The following is an 18,340-nucleotide window of genomic DNA, read 5'->3' as shown; positions in this document are numbered from 1 at the left end:
ATCCCGGGCACCGATGTCCGGGATCCCGCTGGCTCTCCCTTCGTGTTTCTATTGCCCCATGGACGAACGGCAGGCGCTGGGGTGCCTGGACCTCTACCACGCGCAATTGCGGGGGCGTGTGCTCGGAGAGCGGGGTGACCTCATCGGATGGCTGAGCCCGGCCGCCGAGGACGCGGGGCCGGTGGCGCGCATGTTCGATCCCGTGGAGGGACGGCTGTTGCTGTATCCGGCGCCGACCGCCGCAGGCGGGTGGGATCCGGACATGCTCATCGCCGGTGAGTGCGCCCGCAGCGTGGCGATGAACGTACCGCTGACGTGGTACTGCCGAGACGACGCCTCCGACGGCCTGCCCGCCGGTCTGCGGGCGGCCGGCTTCGTGGCCGAGGACCGTGAATACGTCATGGTGGGCCGTTCCGCCGACATCGCGACCGGCCCCGGCGCCCACCCCGCCCTGCCCGAAGGTTTCGTGGTGCGCCAGGTGGCGACGGCACAGGACTTCACGCGGGTCCGGGAGCTGACCGAGAGGGCCCGCGGCGGCTGCTGGAGCTGGCTCCCTCCGGCCCTGGAGCACTGGGCAGCCGACGAGAGGGACCCGGCCGTCGTGACGGTGGTCGAGACACCGGACGGGGACGTCGCCGCCGCGACGCTGCTCCGCTGTCACACCGGCACCGACTTCGCGTCGCTGTGGAGCACCTCGACCCTGCCGGCCTGGCGGGGCCGCGGCCTGTACCGACTCCTGGTTGGACACCGCGCCGCGCTCGCGGCCCGCCGCGGCCATCGGTACCTCTATGTCGAGGCCCTCCCCGCCAGCCGGCCGATCCTCACGCGACTGGGGATGGCGGTCGCGAGCACGCAGACCCCCTATCGCCTCACACCGCTCACCGACGACAACGCGAGCTCGGCCCGGTGACCGGGCGCGGGCGGAACACCGCCGGACAACAGGACCGCGCCGCACCGTGAACACCACCCCGGACGCGTCGGGCGAACCCGGGAGTTCACCGGTCGGGAACCCAGACCGGCGTGGCTCGCCTTCAGGTACCCCGGCCAGGATGGCGAGATCGATGCTGCGGTGGCCGACGCCGCAGGCCCTGCGCGGATGCCCCCTTGTCCTCCAGGGCGGAGCATGTTTTCCGGGGTCCGCCGCGCGAGTACCCCGGCGCGACTGATGGTGCGCCCCACGACGGCACCCAGGGCACGACTCAGGGCTCGACCTGATCCGTCACCACCCCTGGCCGCTGTACCGGACTGCGGGATCCTGCCCGCCGCGGCAAGTGCATTTGCTCCTTCCAGTGCTGGCTGCCCGGTCGTCTGACCAGCATCGCCGACCGCGACTTCTCGCTGATGTCGGGCCGCCGATTCATGTTCCCGGCGAAGCCGTGCTGGAGCACTACGAGAGGGTGGCGGCATGCTCGCGCAGGAAGGCTCCGGCATGAGCGGCGGCCTCTTCCTTCGTCGCGTACCAAGTGCCGCCCTCGGCGGCGCCGCAGGTTTCGTCCTCGCCTTCGCCTGCCCAGGCCCAGCCACCGGACGACGGGTCCTGCACGAGTTCGGCTGTGCCGCCGAAGAGTTCGAGCGTCGCGCCCCTCTGTGCCGTCACGGCAGCGGGTCGGGGAACGGCGTCGGGCCATTTCTTGCGCGCGCCCTGGCGGGTTATGCCCCAGACGGCGCCCATCTGCTCGTAGTTCGCGCCGTAGGAGCCGGCTGTGGCACCCGGGCGGGCGCTGCGCTGGCTTGCCGGGCCTGTGTTCGGCCGGTGCACGGTCCCGTGCCCGGGGTGAGCGCGGGCACGGGACCGTGCACCGGCTTGCTGGGTATCAGTCTGGCTCTTGCGGGCGGGGGCGTCAGCGTGGGCGGGATGGGTCATCCGTTGAGCGCAAGACCACCGCCAGGCAGCATCCCGACCGGGATGCCCAGTTCCACCACATCAACGACCGTGCTGACGTGTTGTCCGAACGGCTGCGCCAGTCAGACAGCTTGCGCCCGTGACAGTGGGGCCAGTTGATAGCGCTTTTGAGACAGCCGCCGTTAAAGCGGTGGCCAGCTGACTGAGGGTGACAGAGGATACGTGCCGCTGCCGACCTTCCGTGAAGAATGCGAAGTGGAGCAGCTAAAAGGGGAGGGAACACCATGCTTAGGAAGACTGCGGCTGTGGCCGTGTCGCTCACCAGCATCATGGCTCTCAGCGCTGGAACGGCTGCTGCCTTCGGCTCCAAGAGCACCACGCTGTCCAACGGCGTGCTGACCATCACGGCGGACGACGGCTGCTCTGTCAGCGGCAACTGCACGCTGTACTACTCCGCGACCACGTACAAAAAGACCGGCGGCGGTACCGTTTCCATCGAGCTCGCAATGAGCACATCAGATGCCCTCTACAAGGCTGCCGCCGTGAATATTTCGTCCGGGCAGACCAAGACGCATAGCTGGGGCGGGAAGGCGAAGTCCCAGGTATCGGACTGTGACATCACCGGATACATGGTGGCGTCCACCGGCAGCTACTACACCCCTCCCGTCGACGTCTGTTAGTCCCGCTGATCCGGGGCTGGGCAAGGAAATTGCCCAGCCCCGGACCGTTTCTTGAGGTCACGCTGTGATTGAAGCCTCCATCGGCGCCGTCCCGGGCCTGATTATCTCTTTCCTTGTCCTGGCTGCGATCACCGCGATCCCCGCAGCCCTCATCTGCAGGGCCTGCGGCAGCCCAGCTCTCCTGCCAGCTCTGGCCGTAGCGGCGACCGCGGGAATCGTGACAGTCACGCTGCTTCCCAGCAGCGCCGGAATTTCGAGCGGGCAGTGCGACGCGGGCATGCCGCGACACGTGCTCACCTCCTCCAGCGCCCTGCTCAACATCGCCCTGTTCGTTCCGGCTACGGTTCTTGCCGTTACGGCTTCCCGGCGGCCGGTGACCATCGCAGCGACGTTCGTGGCGTCCAGTGGCGGCATTGAGTTCCTGCAGTCGGTGCTGCCTCTCGGCCGTGCCTGCAGTGTCACCGACATGGTGGCCAACTCGATAGGCTCCCTGATCGGCACTGCCCTTGGCGTCCTTGGGATGAAGCTGGGCAAGCGGCCCATCCAACGGCTTAGACGTGATGCGGTCTGGGGCATCGGTGTCGCTGCGGTCTCCGCGGCGATACTCGCGGGGTCGTTCCAGACGCAGGTTCGGGCGGTCGACGCCGTGGCGATCGAGGACCGGAACAGAGCGTATGGCGACAGTCTAGACGGTTCGGACGAGTGGATCCGTGACGCAGCGGTCGGCGTTTTCGGCAAGGGGACGCAGGTCACGGAGACTTCAGCCGAGAAGAGTGGACAGCGTTCCCTGATCACCGCCGTGACCAACCGGGGCCCCATCTCTGGGTGGTGGCCCGACCGGACGCTGGTGCAGGCATGGGCGACGGACAATCAGGGCGACGAAGGGAAACTCTCCGAGGCCCAAGCTGGGGAAGTCGCTCACTCGTACGCCCAGAAGTGGTTTCCCGACAGCGTCCAGGGCAGCACGAAGAAGATTCGGCAGGTCGGTGAGGACCACGCACAGGCCGTCTATGCCGTGACCTACCGGCGCTACGTCCACGACGTGATGATGCCGATGCGCCTCGACGTAACCGTCACCAAAACGGGCCGCATCATGGGTTTCACCTCCAAGCCCGTCAGGGACCCCGTACTACCACCGACAGCAATTACGGAGAAGGGCGCTCTGAGGCGCGTGGCAGAGCAAACCAGAGCGAAGCCAACGAGCACGAAGCTGCTCGCTCAGCAAGTAAGAGGGAAGTGGCGGCCGGTCTGGCTGATCGGCGTGAACGGAGACGACGTTTTCATCGACGCTGCCACGGGACAGAAGACTCAACCCGATAGGTGAGGATCAGGGACCACTCCCGGCAAGCCTGAGGCGGCCCTGGGCAAGCCCACCCGGTGACGGGCTTGCCCGGGGTCGTTCGTACGTAGGAGCGCGAGCACACCCCGGTGTCCAGACACCCTGAACCCAGCCGTCCGCAGGGGCGGATCGCAGGCCGTCCCAGGCGCCGCCGGACCGTTTCTTCCTCTCTCGCCTATGAGCCCCGGCCCGGTCGAATCTTCAAAGTCCGCCGCGAAGCCAAGTCAGATGGTTGCCACTTTCCGCCCGCACCCACGGCCTACTCCCAACCCGCCTCGGACGCCTCATGGTGCTACCGACGCTGCTCCGCGCTGTCCGAGAACGACGACGGCGCCCTCCATGTCGGGGGCGCCATCGTGCTATGCGGGATGCAGCTCAGGTTCACCCGGCAAGCCGGAGGGCGGGCCGGGCCTCGGGGGCGGGCGCGTCCTGGCCGCCGTCCGGGTCGGGGTCGAAGTCGGTGCCGGTGCCGGTGCGCCCGTCCCGTACGCGGGCGGGCGGATGACGCCGCCGGGGAAGTTGATGGGCCACACGTGGGCCTGCGGGACTTGCCGGCGACATCGACCAGCACCGGCGCCTGCATGTGGTCGGTCTCCCACACGTGGTTGCGCCAGCTCCGTGGCCGGGCTAGCTCGGCAGCGGTCTCGGGCAGCTTCTCCGCGAACGCGCGGGCCTCCTCGACCTTCTGGTGGGCGGCCTTCCTCCGGACGCGGGTCTACCGGCCGGAGTCCCTGGTGTGGCTGGAGGGCTACCGGCGACACGCCCAGGCGTTGAGCGAGTTCCTGCTGACGGATGTGGACCAGGCTTCGACGTGCTCACCGCGCGCCAGGAGCCGCGGCAATCCCTGCGGGCGGGTGAGCTGGAGGAGCGGCACAAGACTGCGAGCACACCGCGACCATCGGCGCCTGGTGGCCTACCAGGCGCCACGCCTGGGCGGTCTGCGCGAGCAGGTCCAGGGTCGGCACCGTGACGAGGATCCGGCCGTCCGCGGAGCTCTCCAGCGCGCACGCGGCGGCCGTGATCGTCTTGCCGGAGCCGGTCGCGGACACGATCGTGCCCCGCGCCCTTTGCGGGGGCACGGATGACCGTGCGGGGAATCCCACCCACTCTCGGAAGGCCGCCTTCTGGACCACCTGGTGTTCGCGCAGCTTGATGACGGACATGGACGCCCTCCCCTCGGATTCGGTACGGGTTAGTGCTGCGGATCGTTCCGCCGGAGTTCACGCCGGAGATCGTCTAGTGTGCGTCCGTCGGGCAGGTGCCACAGTGTCCAGCCGTTGATCACGTTGCCGGTGATCGCCTCAGCCGCTTTCGACGGGGAGGGAAACGGGGAAGCATGCCCGTCGACGATGAGCCGCCCCTCGGCAGTGACGACGGCCCGCCCCCTGCGGTTGGCGCGCCGCTGGAAGAAGGTGAGTTCGGTACCCGCGCTGAGCAGGCCGGCCTGCAGGAGTTCGGCGAGCGGGCCGTGAGGAGCTACCGGGGCGGGGCGTGACCTTGAGGGCCTCGTCGCCTCCGCCGAGGGACAGGGTCAGGTGGACGGTGTCGCCGCCCGTCGCGCGGGCGAGATGAGCGAAGACAGACGGATCGAAGTGAAGGCTGACCGTGGGCATGAACACTCTCCAAGTACTGAGGCTGAACTCGTGGTGTCGTAGGGGGTGACGGCTGGTCGGTGGCTGCGGTATCACCGGAGTCATGCGGTATCCACAAGGAGGCGGGCTGACCGTCGAACGGCAGCAGTTCCGCGAGGAGTTACGACTCAAGGCGGCCGAGCGGTTCGCCTTGGGCGAGGGCAGTTCAGCGATCGCCAGAGATCTGCGAGTCAGCGTCCGCTCGGTCCAGCGATGGCGTCACGCGTGGGCGGAGGACGGCCCGCGGTCCTTGCGGTCGCAGGGGCCGGCGTCGTTGCCGAGGCTGAGCGAAAAGCAGTTCACCCAGTTGGAGGCGGAGCTGGCCAAAGGGCCGACCGCGCACGGCTGGGAGGACCAGCGCTGGACTCTCAGCCGGGTCAGGACAGTGATCGGGCGACGCTTCCATCTGACGTACACGATCCAGGGCGTGCGGAAGCTGTTGGTACGAAACGGCTGGTCCTGCCAGGTGCCGGCTCGTAGAGCGATGGAGCGGGACGACGACGCGGTCGCGGGGTGGGTCAAGGAGGTGTGGCCCTGCGCGGAAGGCTCGCGGCGGCCCGTGGAGCCTGGCTGGTCTTCGAGGACGAGGCCGGATTCTCCATGACGCCGCCGCACGCGAAGACGTGGTCGCCACGCGGCCGGACCCCGGTAGTTCGGGTCCGCGGACGTTCCCGCAGACGCATATCCATCGCAGCTCTGACCTGCTACAAACCCGGCCACCGGTCAAGGCTGATCTACCGGCCCCGCCGCGACGACGGCAACCGTGACGGGCGCAAGAGCTTCTCCTGGCGCGACTACCGCGACCTGCTCATCGCCGCCCACCAGCAGCTCGACGGCCCGATCGTTCTCGTCTGGGACAACCTCAATGTGCACAAGGCCGCCGGTCTGCGGAAGTTCGCCGAAGCCCGGGACTGGCTGACCATCTACTACCTGCCGCCCTACGCACCCGACCTCAACCCAGCCGAAGGCATCTGGTCCCTCCTGCGGCGCGGCTGGCTCTCCAACGTCGCCTTCAGCACCCCGGAACACCTCGTCCAGACCATCCGGCACGGCCTACGGCACATCCAGTACCGCAGCAACCTCATCGACGGCTGCCTCACCGAGACCGGCCTGACCATCCGACCCCCTAATCAGCAACACGACATCCCGAGTTAGACCTCAGTAACTTATGGATTTTCATCCATTAGGTCTTCGAGACTGTTATGCAAGCGCTCGCTCTGCATTCTGGTGGACGACCAAGCCCGACTGAAATGCACGAGATGCTTGGCATCTGATCGACTGCTCAATCCGAGATCCACAACAGCGCGAATGCACTCGACTTGCGATAGGCCCGCCTCCTTCAACTTGATCAGGATGGCTTCACGGCCAGCACCGTCTTCAAAGTCCCCGCGCGCTGAGCTCAGCGCACTTAGGTATCTATCCATGCAGATACTCTTCCCATCGTTTGGTGAGCTTTCGCTAGCATCCCTTAGGAAGGTCGATATTCCATTTTCCCGACTTACCATTCTCCGGACCTGAGCTTGTGCGAAGCCAATTGACCTCAAGCTTCCCAAATCCCTGGGCTGCAGCCGCTTCTATGATATTTCTCTTAAGAGCCAAGAAATCACTTGCACCGACAGAGCCTCGGGGAAGATCGCCGTCCGCTCCATAGATAGCCACATTATCTAGTACGAGCTTATTTCCATCGATTTCGACGAAGGCTCCGACGTCTATGTTCCCCTGGGCTGTGTTCAGCACCGTATGAAAGTAGGATCCGCCTCTAAAGTCATCGATAGATGCGTTACCCGAGCTGTTGTGCACGAGTACTGGTGTGCTGCCTGCGAGGACATAGTACGTGTGCAGGTCTGCGACCGTCAGGTTGTAGACCTTGGCTACCTGGGCCCAGTTCTTTACGTCGGCTACGCGCTCAAGCTTTCCGGCACTCGTACGAAGGTGCTGACCTGCACGAAGATCTTCGGCATCGACCCATTGCCTGAGCTCCGCCACCCAGAAGGGATGGCCGGCTGTGGCTGTGATTGACGCTGCTTCGGAGTTTCCATTGGGGTCAAAGGTGACTCTTACGAGGGTCTTGGGGCCCTGCCCAAGGATCTCTGCCGTTACGGTCTTCGCTATGGTTTCGCCGGTTTCTGGGTCCGTGGCCAGAACCTTGTCGCCGACTTCAACATCGGCAATCGCTTTGCGTGTCCCGTCAGCCATGAGAACGCTGGTGTCGGGCAGGAAGCTGTTGCACTTGCCGCGCTTCGCCATTTTGGCGATCTTGGCGATCTTGGCGATTTTTCCAACCGGAATGAGCCCTGCGACCGTCCAGACGCAAGAACTGGCGCTCCCTCCGACGCAACGCATTGCGTCTCGGACACCGATGAGCTCGAGAAAGTCCTCGGTTGGGCTAATCCACCCGAGATCATGAGCTGCCTTGCAGAAATCAGTACCGCTATCGGACGAGCACTTATTCTGAGCCCATTTCACAATCAGTTCGCTGTACGAAGCAGGCTTGCCGTAAGAATACCCGCTGTAGTAGAGCTCGGCTTTGGTAGGAATCGGCTCACCGCCAACCACCGGCCGTTCGTCAGAGCCGTTCGCGGAGCCGGAATTATCGCCTGTGGGATTCGCTGACCCGCTCCCGCCACTGCTGCCAGTAGCTTTATCCTTGTATTCCCAGCCGTCATCGGTCTTTGTGTAGCTACCGGTATCCGCGGAGCACTGGTGGGCTCCGCCACAGGCACCGTCGGGACGTAGACCGCTCGGGTCGGAGAGTGTGGCGGGATTGTTGTTGGCGTAGGTGTAGCCGTGCATCTGCTGGGGGTCGGACAGGTCGAGGATCGGGTCCACGGATATGAACCGGCCTGTGTCCGGGTCGTATTCGCGGGCGCCGAGGTGAGTCAAGCCAGTTGTTTTGGTGTCGTCGGTGCCGCCGACGAAGCCCTTGGTGCCCGGCCAGTTGGTTGGCGTCTGGCCACGTATTTCACCGAAGGGGAGGGTGCGGCGTTGCGTGATGGAGAGGTTGTTTGCCTGGATGGCGAGTTCGCCGGTGCCATGGTGATCGGCGATGGTGAAGGCGAAGGAGCCGTCGTCGCTGCGTATGGCCGTGTGACCGCCGCCGAGGCTGACGTAGCGAGTGGCTTTGGCCTGGTCGGCCCCTGTGGCAAGGGTGACCTCGGTGTGCCCCAGGTGAAGCGTGGTTTCGGTGGGTGTGCGGCTGATCAGCCGATTGCCGGAGGTGTCATACAGATAGCTGGTGGTTTTGCCGTTCTCGGTGACCGTGGCGAGGTGGTTCTCGGCGTCCCAGGTCAGCTCCTGTTCTGGGCGGGTGGTTGTGTTGCCGGCCGGATCGTACACGTACGACTCGGTGCTGGTTCCGGTGGAGTCCGTCGTGGTTCGTGAGGTGAGGCTGTGTGGGTTCTTCGATCCCGCCGGCGGATAGTTGTAGGAGCGCGTGATGTCCTTGGCCGCGTTGCCTGTGCTGTCGTGCAGGGTTTCGGTTTTGCGGTTTCCAGCCTTGTCATACGTGAATGACTGCCAGTAGGGTTCCGGCCCTCCTAGCTTTTCAGCAGCGGGAGCCGTTGCGCAGGTCGTGACGGGCTGGGTCCATGCCTCAGTGAGTCGGGTGAGGTAGTCGTAGGTGAAGCATTGGTTGTCCGTACCGGTGCGGGACACATCGGCGATGGACAAGACGTTGCCGGCCTCGTCGTATCCGTAGGTGGCGTGACGATCGACTCCAGCCTGATCCTCACGGTCGACCCGTGCAGTGGACAGCCGCTGCGTGCCCCACTCATAGGAGTTGGTGACGGTGGTCTTCTTGCCGCCGTCCGTCAGGCCCATCTCATACTGCAATGGCTTGCCGGTGGAGCTGAAGGAGGCGCTGGCCGTTACGCCTTGTCCGTATACGCCGATGGGCCTGAGCGTCTGCTCCTCGTAGGTGTACCCGACCGAGCCTCCGGGCAGCGATCCGGCCGCAGAGTAGTTGGTGCCGTCAGGCAGCCCTGAGGGGAGGAACGTGGCACCGGTCTGGTACGTCCCCTGAAGCTTGCCCTCGACCGCAGGGATGACGACGGAGGTTCTGATCGCGCGGTAGAGCGCATCGTAGGAAGTGACCTTGGTCGTGTATTCCTGCTCGCCGACGTACCGTGTGGACTCGGCGAGCTGCCCCTTCGCACGAGCAACCGTGTCGTACACGTGCTTGATGCGCGGCGCCCCGGTGACAGAGCCCTCACGCACTTCGGTCTGTCGGCCGAGGCCGTCGTAGATGTATGCGAGTCCCGGCACGTCGGCGCGGGACCCCTTACTGAACGTCAGTTGGCCACGATCGTCATACGTGCTCTCGCTACGGCCCTTGTCCGGGTCCGTGGCGGTCTTCTGGCGTCCGAGCTGGTCATACTCGTATGTCCAGTTGTTGCCGAGGGGGTCGGTGACCTTGCTCAGCTGACCGCGCGGCGTGTACTGGTAGGAGGTGCTGTCGAAGGGGGCGTCGGCACTGGGTGTGTGGTGCTGGCGCAGCTCCGTCGTGTTTCCGCGGACGTCCGTGAGTGTCGTGGTCGCCGTCGAGCCCACAGGCGGGATGGTGGTGGTCCGGTCACCGTCGTAGATGGTCTTCGCGGTGCTGAGTACCTTGCCGCCGTCTCCGTTGCCTGCGATCTGGCGTGCTTCGACCGGACGGTTCAGGCCGTCGAATGTGGTATGGGTCTGAGTTTCGATAGACCAGGCGTTGTCAGGTTTGAAGATCGTGGCGGACGGCTTTCCGGTCACGAAGTAGGGCGCGAACGACTTCGTGGCCAGGCCGCGCTCGTCGTAGAAGACGTCGCTGAGGATGCTTCCGCCTTCTGGCCCGGGGGCCTGATTCTGACGCTGGCGCAGCAATCCGTCGTACAGCACGTAGGAGGTGAGTTGGCCGCCCTTGTTGTCCAGTGTTTTCGCGGCCACGGCAACTGCTTTGCCCTCAGTGATCGTATAGATGAACTCCTCGCTAGGCGTCTTGCTGACAGGCCGGTCGGGGCGCCACACCTTGACTGTGCGGCCGAGTGCGTCGTAGGCGATATGCGTGGCGTTGTTGTTCGCGTCGGTCTGCTTAACAGCGGTACCCCGTCGGGGGTCGATCGTGGTGATACTTGTCAGCGCTGAAGCCGCATCACCGGCTTTGGCAGGCGGGGTGGTCATCTTGATCGTTGCGGGCAGTCCGCTGGAGGGTGTGTACGTTGTCGTCGTGGTGAGCCCGTCGTTTCGAACTGCGCGAACGGGTACCGAGGTGCCAGTCACCGTGACGTCGGCAGCCAAGTCCACCATGGTCAGCTGACGGCCGTATGCGTCGTGGGTGCTGCTGGCCTCCAGGTAGGTGGCCTTGGTGCCGTCGTGGCTCTTCAGAGTGGCCGCAGCTGTGACGTCGCCCCTGGTCGGTGCGGCGCCGTACGCACCGCCGTCATAGGCCGCTCTTGCGTCGGAGATGACGTCCTTGGACCTGTCGATCTGGGTGATGCCGCATGCCTTGGCTATCGTCTCGATGCGAGACGTGAGGCCGAGAATGTTCTTGGTCGTCACCTCTGGATACGTCGTACGTGTGCACTGGTCGTCGGTGTCGGTGGAGTCGTCAGCGAAGTCGTCGATCTGGACGACTCTCCCAGCTATCGTGTCTTGTTTGGTTGCCTTTGACGTGGTGCGCCACTTGGCGCCGGCACCTCTGTCCAGGGAGACCCATTGCTTCGCGTTCGACGTACCGGTGAAGTTGGCGGTAACCGTGCCCCAGTCGCGGACCTTCTTCGCGGTCTCGTGGTGCCATGGGCGATCGACAGCCTTCTGAAGGACCTTGCCGCCCGGTTGGTCGAAGGTCACGGTCTTGTAGCTGAAACCGGCAGCGGACTCGTGGTCGGTGATCGAGTCACCCTCGTTGTCGGGGAGGGCGACGGAGACACTCTTGACTCCGCCGGTCTTGTTCTTGCGGTCTCCGTCCATTCCCCTCAGGAAATACGAGTCGCGCTGTGTCTTCATCGCGGCGTCGCCCCCCTGGCCTCCGCTCAGGACGCGGACTTGCCCGTATCCACGCCACTGCGACCAGGTCTTTTCCTTCTCCTTGATCAAGCCGTCGTCATCGTTGTAGTGCCAGGCAGCGCTGCCCAGGTACTGATAGCGCGTCAGCTGATCGGGAGCGCCACCGGTACGGTCCTTGGCGGTGACCGAAGTTGTCACATACTTGTTGAACCAGTGCTGTTCAGCGGGTATCGAGCTGGTCCCTCCGATGAACTGAGGGAAGCATCGGGTTGAGTTTGTCTCCGGGGTCGGGAGCGCGTTCCAGTCGCAGGCAGGGGCCGAGTAGTTGGCGCTGACCTGCCCTCCGTACTCGTCGTCGACGGTGGAAAGGCGCTCCTTGATGAATGGAGCGTATCCGTCCCCCGTCTTGTCCAGGCGGTTGGCGAGCTGGGTGTAGGCGAACGTTGTCTTCGGGAGAGTGAGGGCTGGGGTCGCAGACTCACCGGTGTGCTGAATGCTCTCCAGAAGAAGCTGGTAGTCGGTGTCGGCCATGCCCCAGCGGTGGTCGAGTTTCCAGGAGTCGACCTTGTCGTATGTGCCGCCGGTGTTCAGTACCTGAGTGGTGATGCCGGTGAGACGGTTGCGGGTCCAGAAGGAGGGAGACAGCCGGCCGTTGTCGCAGCTGGTTCCTTCATCGCAGTTGAGGTCCCAGGGCGTGTCGTACCAGTAGAACGCCTTGGCGTCGATGGTGTCTGGGGCGCAGGTGACGCCGGTCTGCGGGAGGCAGCGTTCGAGGCTGTCGAAGACGACCTGTGAGAGAGGTTTTGAGGCATACAGGTCGTTTGACTTCTGTCCGTAGTCGATGCGCTTGAGAGTGCCGCCGCGGGTGTACGGGGTGTCGTCGTTGGCCTTGAGATTGCGGCCGTAGGAGTTGGTTTCCTTGGCGTAGTGGTAGCTGACTGTATTGCCGTGGGTATCGACGGCATAGTCGAGGTTCCAGCGCCATGCCTGCTGACACCAGGAGTCCGAGAATGCCGAAGTGTGGCACTCCTCCCCGGTGTCGTTGCCGTAGACCGGGTGCGTCCAGGTCGAGTCGGTGGTGGGTTTTCCGGCGGCCCAACCCGGCAGGCGGTGATAGCCGAAGAAGTACTGAGTTCCGTCATTCGTGGTGAGTCGCCAGTACTCGTTGTCGTTGTCACCGTTGGCACGGTCGGCTGACTCCAGACGATTAATCCGGGTGCCGTCATCGCTCTTGAGCTTGAACTCGTCCTTTCCTGCTGGCACGAGTTCACCGCTGGAACCGTTGAAGGAAATGAACGCGTTGTCGTAAGCCCAGCACATATCACCGGGCTCACTACCATCGGTGTTCTTGACACCATCGTCCACGCACGGTTTGTAGCGTCGCTCGATGAATCCGGGCCACAGGTCAAAACCGTCGCCGACCCAGGAACCCTGGTTGTTCGTTCCCCCGGTGCGGCCGTCCATCGATCCGGAGGAGTAGGAGAGTCCGAGCCGCGGTTTGAGACCCCCCGGCACATCAGGGACAGGTATGTCATAGGACCAGGTGAAGTCACCTGTGTTGAGGCTAGTGATCCAGGTAGACGAGGGGGACAGAGGAGTCGCTTTGTAGTCGCCCTTGTCCCCGGTGGCAGTTGCGGTGGCAGCCAGCACCGTGGCGGCGCCGGACCTTAGAGTCACCGCATTTGTGGTCAGGGTTTGACCTGCCGTGTCATTGGTTGCGGTCAGCGGCTTGCCGCTGCGGCACTGCTTCCTTTCCGGCGTGGTGAGTGCGCAGACGGGCAGTTCGATCAGCTTCATGCGTGAGGCATAGGCGCCCCCGTAGGACTCCGCGAATTCCGAGTAGTCCACTGTCACGGCGAACGGTGACTTGGCCGGGTCTTGGGGCGTGCGGTCCGAAGCGGCAGGACTCTTCGGGGTGAGTGTGAACATCATCCCGTTCACACCAGCGCGCTCGGCCTGGGTGCGGTCGAGGATGCGTGATGTCACTTCAGTCGTGGCGGGGGTTGAGCCCGTCCCGACACTTGCGGCCTTGTTGGCCACAGTGCGGGCACTGGTACGACCGATGCTGATCGGTTGTCCCTTGGGCCGGACGAAGTGTGGCGCATCCTTCGCCCCGGTCGTCGGAACTGTGACCGTCCCCTTGGTGGGGGCTGGTTTTGACGCCTTCGGCGCGTTGGCGGGTATCCGGGGCCCCTTCGTCACTGCGCGGGGCTTGACCGTGTTGTTCTTGGCGCCCGTGATGGGCTTCTCCGAAGCGGGCAGGCCGGGGAGGTTCGAGGAAGCGGCAGCGACGACCGGAGCTGCTGCGGTCTGCAGCAGGCTGGCGATCATCACTGCGGACAGCGCGAAGGAAGAGCGGCGGAGCATCCTGGCTCTTGGTGGGGATATGCGTGCGGTTCTCATGAGGTGGTATATCCATCGCTGCTGGGTGCTGTGCCCGGTAGCGGGCAAAACACGAAACGTAGAAAGGTCAGGACGGCCCCGGGGCGAGCGCGACCTGTAGCAGGGCCCGCCCCGGGTGCGATGGTGTCATCTGCCGCTGGGTACTTCGGTGGGGGTGTCGTACCAGGCCCGGTACAGCTCACCAATCTGGCTTTCGGTCAGCGATCCCTGGAAGGTCCAGACGTCGTCGATCGAGCCGGCGAAGTACTCGCCGGGGTTGTCTTCCTGAGCGCACCCGACCTGGAGCGACTTGGTCGCCTTGACGGTCAGGACGTCATCGGCCCAGGCGATGAGTTCTTGACACGCCGCGTCGCCAGCTTCAGGGTCGCTGCAGGCAACTTCCTGAAGGATGCCATTGACATACAGGCTCGCTTCCTTGGCGAATCCGTCATAGACCACCGCGATGTGGTTCCAGTCCCGGGCGTCGTTGAACTCAGTGCTGCTCAGCTGCTTGACGGTGGCCGTCGCACTGTCCTTGTCGGGAATGGCGAGCCCGAAAGAGCCCAGTCCATCGGGGCTTGCCGCATCGGGGTGGAACCGGACCTCCAGGGCGCTTCGTGTTGTGCCCCCGGCGCTGAAGACCGCCATGTCGTGGTCTGGCAAGGCAGCCGCCTGGGCCCAGGCCGTCATCGTGAAACTGGTGCTCGTGTCGACAGGCATGATCGCCGTCGCCGCGTAAGCGTCCGTGCCATTCAGCTGAAGACTGCTGCTGTCGACCATGCCCGCACCCAACCGGGCCGCTCCGTACAGGCTCAGACGGTTCTTCTCCGTTGAGGAGTCCGGAGTGGTCACCGGCGTTCCGGCAGCCGTCTCCTCGAAGTTCCACCGGCTCTTCACCAGAGGGCGCTGACGGAACAGTTGCTGGACCTCTTCGGCAGAGACGGGCCGCTCGAAGAGTCGGACGTCGTCGATCACGCCAGGGAAGTAGTTCCTGATGACCTTGCTGGAGGCACCGGCTCCGATCAGCATCGACTGGGCGGCGTAAAATGCGTCACCGAGTGCGACGGACTCGGCCTTCTGCCCGTTGACGTAGAGCGTCAGGGTGTGCGCCACGGTGTCGTGCACACCAGTCAGGTGGGCCCATTCACCGGCCCGGGCGGTCGCACCGTCCGGCTGCATCGCGCGGACCGGTGTGGCGTCCGCAGTATCGGCCGAGTACTGGTTGAACGCCCACCGGTCGTAGGTAGCCGAGTAGTACAGCTCGAAGCCGGGAGCATAGCTTCCGGTCTGGGAGGCGACGATCGCCGCGCTCTTGGGTTTGACGGTATCCATCTTTACCCAGGCGCTCACACTGAAGCTGCGCGAGGTGTTCACGTGAGGACCGCTGGTCTGGCCGATCTTGGCGTATCCGGTGGTCCCGTCGAACTGTGCTGCCTTTCCCGCGATACCCGGGACTCCGGTGTTGACACCGCCGATGTAACGAGCGGGCAGCACACCACCGTGGCCGCGGATCTCTGTGGCATCCGGTTCTTCGTCGAGAGCGAAGACGGCCACGGCCGGGCGACCTGGGTCGCCTACGGGCTGCTTCTGGTACAGCTTGTCGACTTCCGACTGCACGATCACCTTGTCGAAAATCTGTATCTCGTCCACGGCTCCGGGGAAGAATGCCTTCGCGACCCCGCCGTACGAACCGGCACCGATCTGGAGACCGCGACGGCCATTCCACGCGTTGGGCAATGGCGCTTCACCGACAAGTTTGCCGTTGACGAAGAGGCTCAGCTTTTTGGCCACACCGTCGTAGGAGCCGACCAAATGCGTCCATACGTTCGGGCTTACGCCTCCCGGCTGTGCAGCCATGGCGCGGATGACGCCTGCACCGGGCGTGTCCGTCTCGTACTGGTTGAACACCCAGCGATCGAGCGCGGCGGAGTAATACAGCTCGAAGCTCGGACTGTGGTTGCCCGGCTGCGCCGCGACGATCGCCGCACTGGTGGGCAGCTTGGACAGCTTCACCCACGACGAGACGGTGAAGCCGCGCGTCGTATCGACTGCTGAGAGGTCCGACGAGGCATAGCCGTCGATGCCGTTCAGCTCAAGCGCCGTGCCCTTGGCGCCAGCAACGCCGGTGGTGACCCCTCCATGGAGAGCGAGGGCCCTCGGCGGGGTTGAGCCATCGGCCTGGGCAGCTCCGGCGGGCTCGTCAAGCTGCCACGTGGCGCGTTCGGGCTGGCCGGCCTTGACGCGGAACTGATACGTACGGATTTCCGAACCGTTCCCGGCGGCGTCGAAAGCCTGGGAAGTGATGAAATTCAGGCCCGGTTTGGATGGGAGGAAATCTATGTCCTTCGGCGCACCGCCGGTGGTGGCCAGCTGGCGTGCCGACGTCGGGTCGCTGTTTATGCCATACCAGTAGCGAGTCACATCAGTCGATGCCGTGTCGAACGTGAAGGTGCCGTACTGACCCACACCGTCCAGCCACGGATCGTTCGGGTCATCGGGACGGGATGCGGGATACTCCCCGGACGCAATGCTGGGTGCTGCCGGAACCGTCTTGTCGTAGACGAAATAGCAGCCGGTCGGGTCTCCCGCAGAAGACCAGGGCGAGTAGTGTCCCCCATCAAAGGCACGCACGTACCAATTGACTGTCTTACTCTGCGGGATCGTGGTGGGAAGACTCAATGCGAAGCTTGCACCTGACCTGCCGTATGACGTTCGAGCAGGCTGCCATCGAACGATCAGGCCCTTGCCATCGCCTGCGTCCCAGGCGGCACGCACTTCCACAGCGACGTTGTCGCCGTCCGGGTCGGTGACACCGTTTATGTAGATCTCGCCGAGAGTGCGTACGCGCGGAGCACTGTCAGGGCGCTTGCAGAACCCTCCGTACTTCATGGAAAGCTGAGACATCTTCACCTGGGGGGGGCGGACGGTTGTACAACACCCTCAGATGTGCCTTGTCCGAGAACCGCTTCCACCCGAGAGCGTCCTCCTCGCTCTCCGCGCGCAGCCCGAACGTCAGCGAAGGCGACTTGCCGTTCGCGGACTCCTGCACCGCGGACTTCACATTGAACTCGGCATCCTTCGCCGCGCATCCGTCGTGGCCGTACGCGAACGATTCCGTGGCAAGTTTCTTGATCCAGAAGTCCGATTTGTTCTGCGAGGTCCAAGTCGTCGAGGAGGAGATGTCGTCGGTCCGCCACAGCTCGACGCTCTTGGCCGTACAGGAAGCAGCCCACGTACTGCGGACGACGAATGTAGCCTCCAAGATCGACTTCCCGGCGAACTTGGAAGTGGGGATCCGATACATCAGGCGCTTCGTGTCGTGGGGTGCGCAATAGCTCCAATTGCAGTAGCCCATACCGGCGGTCGACTCACCATTGAACTTCCATTGCGGTGAGGAAGCCCAGTATTTCGAGGCCATCGTCCACGCCGAAGCCCTGGGCGAATACCACTGTGGATCGATGAACACCGGATACGTGGTGTCCTTCCCACGAAGCACATCGGCGTCCGGCGTCAGAATCAGCTCCGTGCCGTGCTCGGGCAGCGTCACTCCGACGGGAGCGAGCTTTCCCGATTCCGTGGCCGCAGGTTCGCTCGCACCGTCAGATGTGGGGGCCTCAGGTGCCGCACGCTCCGGCGCCACGGACGGCTCTTTGTTCGGCACGCCTGCGGCCGGGGTGCTGGAGTCCCACATCATGGGTTTGGGCGCTTCAAACACGGCTCCTAGAGCACCTTTGTCGACTGCCTCCAGGCCGCCTTCACTGGTCTCCTTCACGTCCATACCGTCTGCAGCCAGTTTCAGGCGCAGTTCGGAGAGTGCGTCGTTCGCCGCAGCCACTGCGGAGTTGACCACCAGCAGCTGTGTGAAGCCGTCCTCTTGAGCCTCCATGCGCAGATCGACATCGGGCAGTACGTCGCGGTATATGGCGGTGGCACCGTTGAGTTCAGGGGCCGGCAGCCGCCCGGGCCACGAAAGGGCCAGCTCACGGCCGGACTTCGTCATCCGTACGAGCGGAGCGTCACCGCCCCCGGAGAACGTCATGCCCACAGTGGTTGTCCTCGGGCTGACGGAGCCGTCCGCCGACCTGATCAAGTCTGTCTCTATGGGCTGCCACTTGCCCTCGATACGTGCACGCACGGGACGCAGATACTCCCGCGCCTCCAGGTTCCCTTCCGGCGTCGCGAAGACATCGCTGCTCTCACCGCGCATCGACGTCACCTCAACAAGGCGGCCGGTCTGTTCGGCGGCATCCTGCGCGGCGTCCAAGCCCTTTCCGTCGTCCGCGGCTTGCCTCGCGGAAGAGGCAAGCCGCTCTGACGGACCGGCGGCCGCTTGAGGTGTCACGGTCACCAGTACGGCGAGGCTGACTCCCGCCACCACCGCACGAGTGCCTCTAGGCGAACGCAGACGTCTCCACACAGTCCCCACCCCAACCCGAAGAAGAAGATCCCCGACAGTGAGGAGCTCAGCGGGACTCTATGAAGATCCTGT

Annotated in this window: 7 protein-coding genes and 3 pseudogenes; 4 read left to right on the top strand and 6 right to left on the bottom strand. The window is 64.5% G+C overall.

Annotation, left to right across the window (positions count from 1 at the left end; all coding sequences use genetic code 11):
• The first annotated feature begins 58 nt into the window (after positions 1 to 58).
• A complete protein-coding gene (locus OG251_RS34955; RefSeq protein ID WP_326680851.1) occupies positions 59 to 910 on the top strand; it encodes a GNAT family N-acetyltransferase in 852 nt (283 codons plus the stop codon).
• Between the two features lie 477 nt (positions 911 to 1,387).
• On the opposite strand, the gene OG251_RS34950 is transcribed toward OG251_RS34955, so the two are convergent.
• Positions 1,388 to 1,597, bottom strand: coding sequence for a hypothetical protein (locus OG251_RS34950; protein ID WP_326680850.1), 210 nt, complete (start codon positions 1,595 to 1,597; stop codon positions 1,388 to 1,390).
• Between the two features lie 530 nt (positions 1,598 to 2,127).
• Here OG251_RS34950 and OG251_RS34945 point away from each other — a divergent pair.
• Together OG251_RS34945 and OG251_RS34940 are read left to right on the top strand one after the other, a co-directional pair.
• Complete coding sequence (locus OG251_RS34945) at positions 2,128 to 2,523, top strand: hypothetical protein (RefSeq protein WP_326680849.1); 396 nt, start codon at positions 2,128 to 2,130, stop codon at positions 2,521 to 2,523.
• 64 nt (positions 2,524 to 2,587) lie between these two features.
• Positions 2,588 to 3,847: a VanZ family protein gene (locus tag OG251_RS34940; RefSeq protein ID WP_326680848.1), complete on the top strand. Its 1,260-nt coding sequence runs from the start codon at positions 2,588 to 2,590 to the stop codon at positions 3,845 to 3,847.
• Positions 3,848 to 4,243: 396 nt separating this feature from the next.
• Here OG251_RS34940 and OG251_RS34935 read toward each other — a convergent pair whose 3' ends face one another.
• From OG251_RS34935 to OG251_RS34925, 3 genes and pseudogenes are all read right to left on the bottom strand, one after another.
• Positions 4,244 to 4,393, bottom strand: a complete 150-nt coding sequence (locus OG251_RS34935) for a hypothetical protein (RefSeq protein ID WP_326680847.1) — start codon at positions 4,391 to 4,393, stop codon at positions 4,244 to 4,246.
• Positions 4,394 to 4,743: 350 nt separating this feature from the next.
• A pseudogene (locus OG251_RS34930) lies at positions 4,744 to 5,025 on the bottom strand (DEAD/DEAH box helicase family protein); the annotation flags it as partial.
• 29 nt (positions 5,026 to 5,054) lie between these two features.
• Positions 5,055 to 5,315 (bottom strand): annotated as a pseudogene (locus tag OG251_RS34925) (DUF4357 domain-containing protein); the annotation flags it as partial.
• Positions 5,316 to 5,557: 242 nt separating this feature from the next.
• Between OG251_RS34925 and OG251_RS45035 the strand changes: the two are divergent.
• A protein-coding gene (locus OG251_RS45035) for an IS630 family transposase (protein ID WP_442818399.1) occupies positions 5,558 to 6,648 on the top strand; the annotation gives its coding sequence in 2 pieces (ribosomal slippage) (positions 5,558 to 6,004 and positions 6,007 to 6,648; 1,089 coding nt in all).
• A 303-nt stretch (positions 6,649 to 6,951) separates the two neighbouring features.
• Here the strand turns inward: OG251_RS45035 and OG251_RS34910 are convergent.
• Together OG251_RS34910 and OG251_RS34905 are read right to left on the bottom strand one after the other, a co-directional pair.
• Positions 6,952 to 13,836 (bottom strand): polymorphic toxin-type HINT domain-containing protein, encoded by a 6,885-nt coding sequence (locus OG251_RS34910; RefSeq protein WP_326680845.1) that lies wholly within the window; start codon positions 13,834 to 13,836, stop codon positions 6,952 to 6,954.
• A 162-nt stretch (positions 13,837 to 13,998) separates the two neighbouring features.
• Positions 13,999 to 18,058, bottom strand: a pseudogene (locus OG251_RS34905) (LamG-like jellyroll fold domain-containing protein).
• Positions 18,059 to 18,340: the final 282 nt, after the last annotated feature.

The organism is Streptomyces sp. NBC_01237 (assembly GCF_035917275.1).
In the GTDB taxonomy this organism is placed as follows: domain Bacteria; phylum Actinomycetota; class Actinomycetes; order Streptomycetales; family Streptomycetaceae; genus Streptomyces.
The sequence above is the reverse complement of the archived record's forward strand: the minus strand, read 5'-3'. Positions and strand labels throughout refer to the sequence as shown.

Excerpts from the sequence above, each read along its gene's own strand:
- OG251_RS34955 (WP_326680851.1), top strand. The coding sequence starts at position 59 with ATGGACGAACGGCAGGCGCTGGGGTGCCTGGACCTCTACCACGCGCAA.
- OG251_RS34945 (WP_326680849.1), top strand. The coding sequence starts at position 2,128 with ATGCTTAGGAAGACTGCGGCTGTGGCCGTGTCGCTCACCAGCATCATG.
- OG251_RS34910 (WP_326680845.1), bottom strand. The coding sequence starts at position 13,836 with ATGCTCCGCCGCTCTTCCTTCGCGCTGTCCGCAGTGATGATCGCCAGC.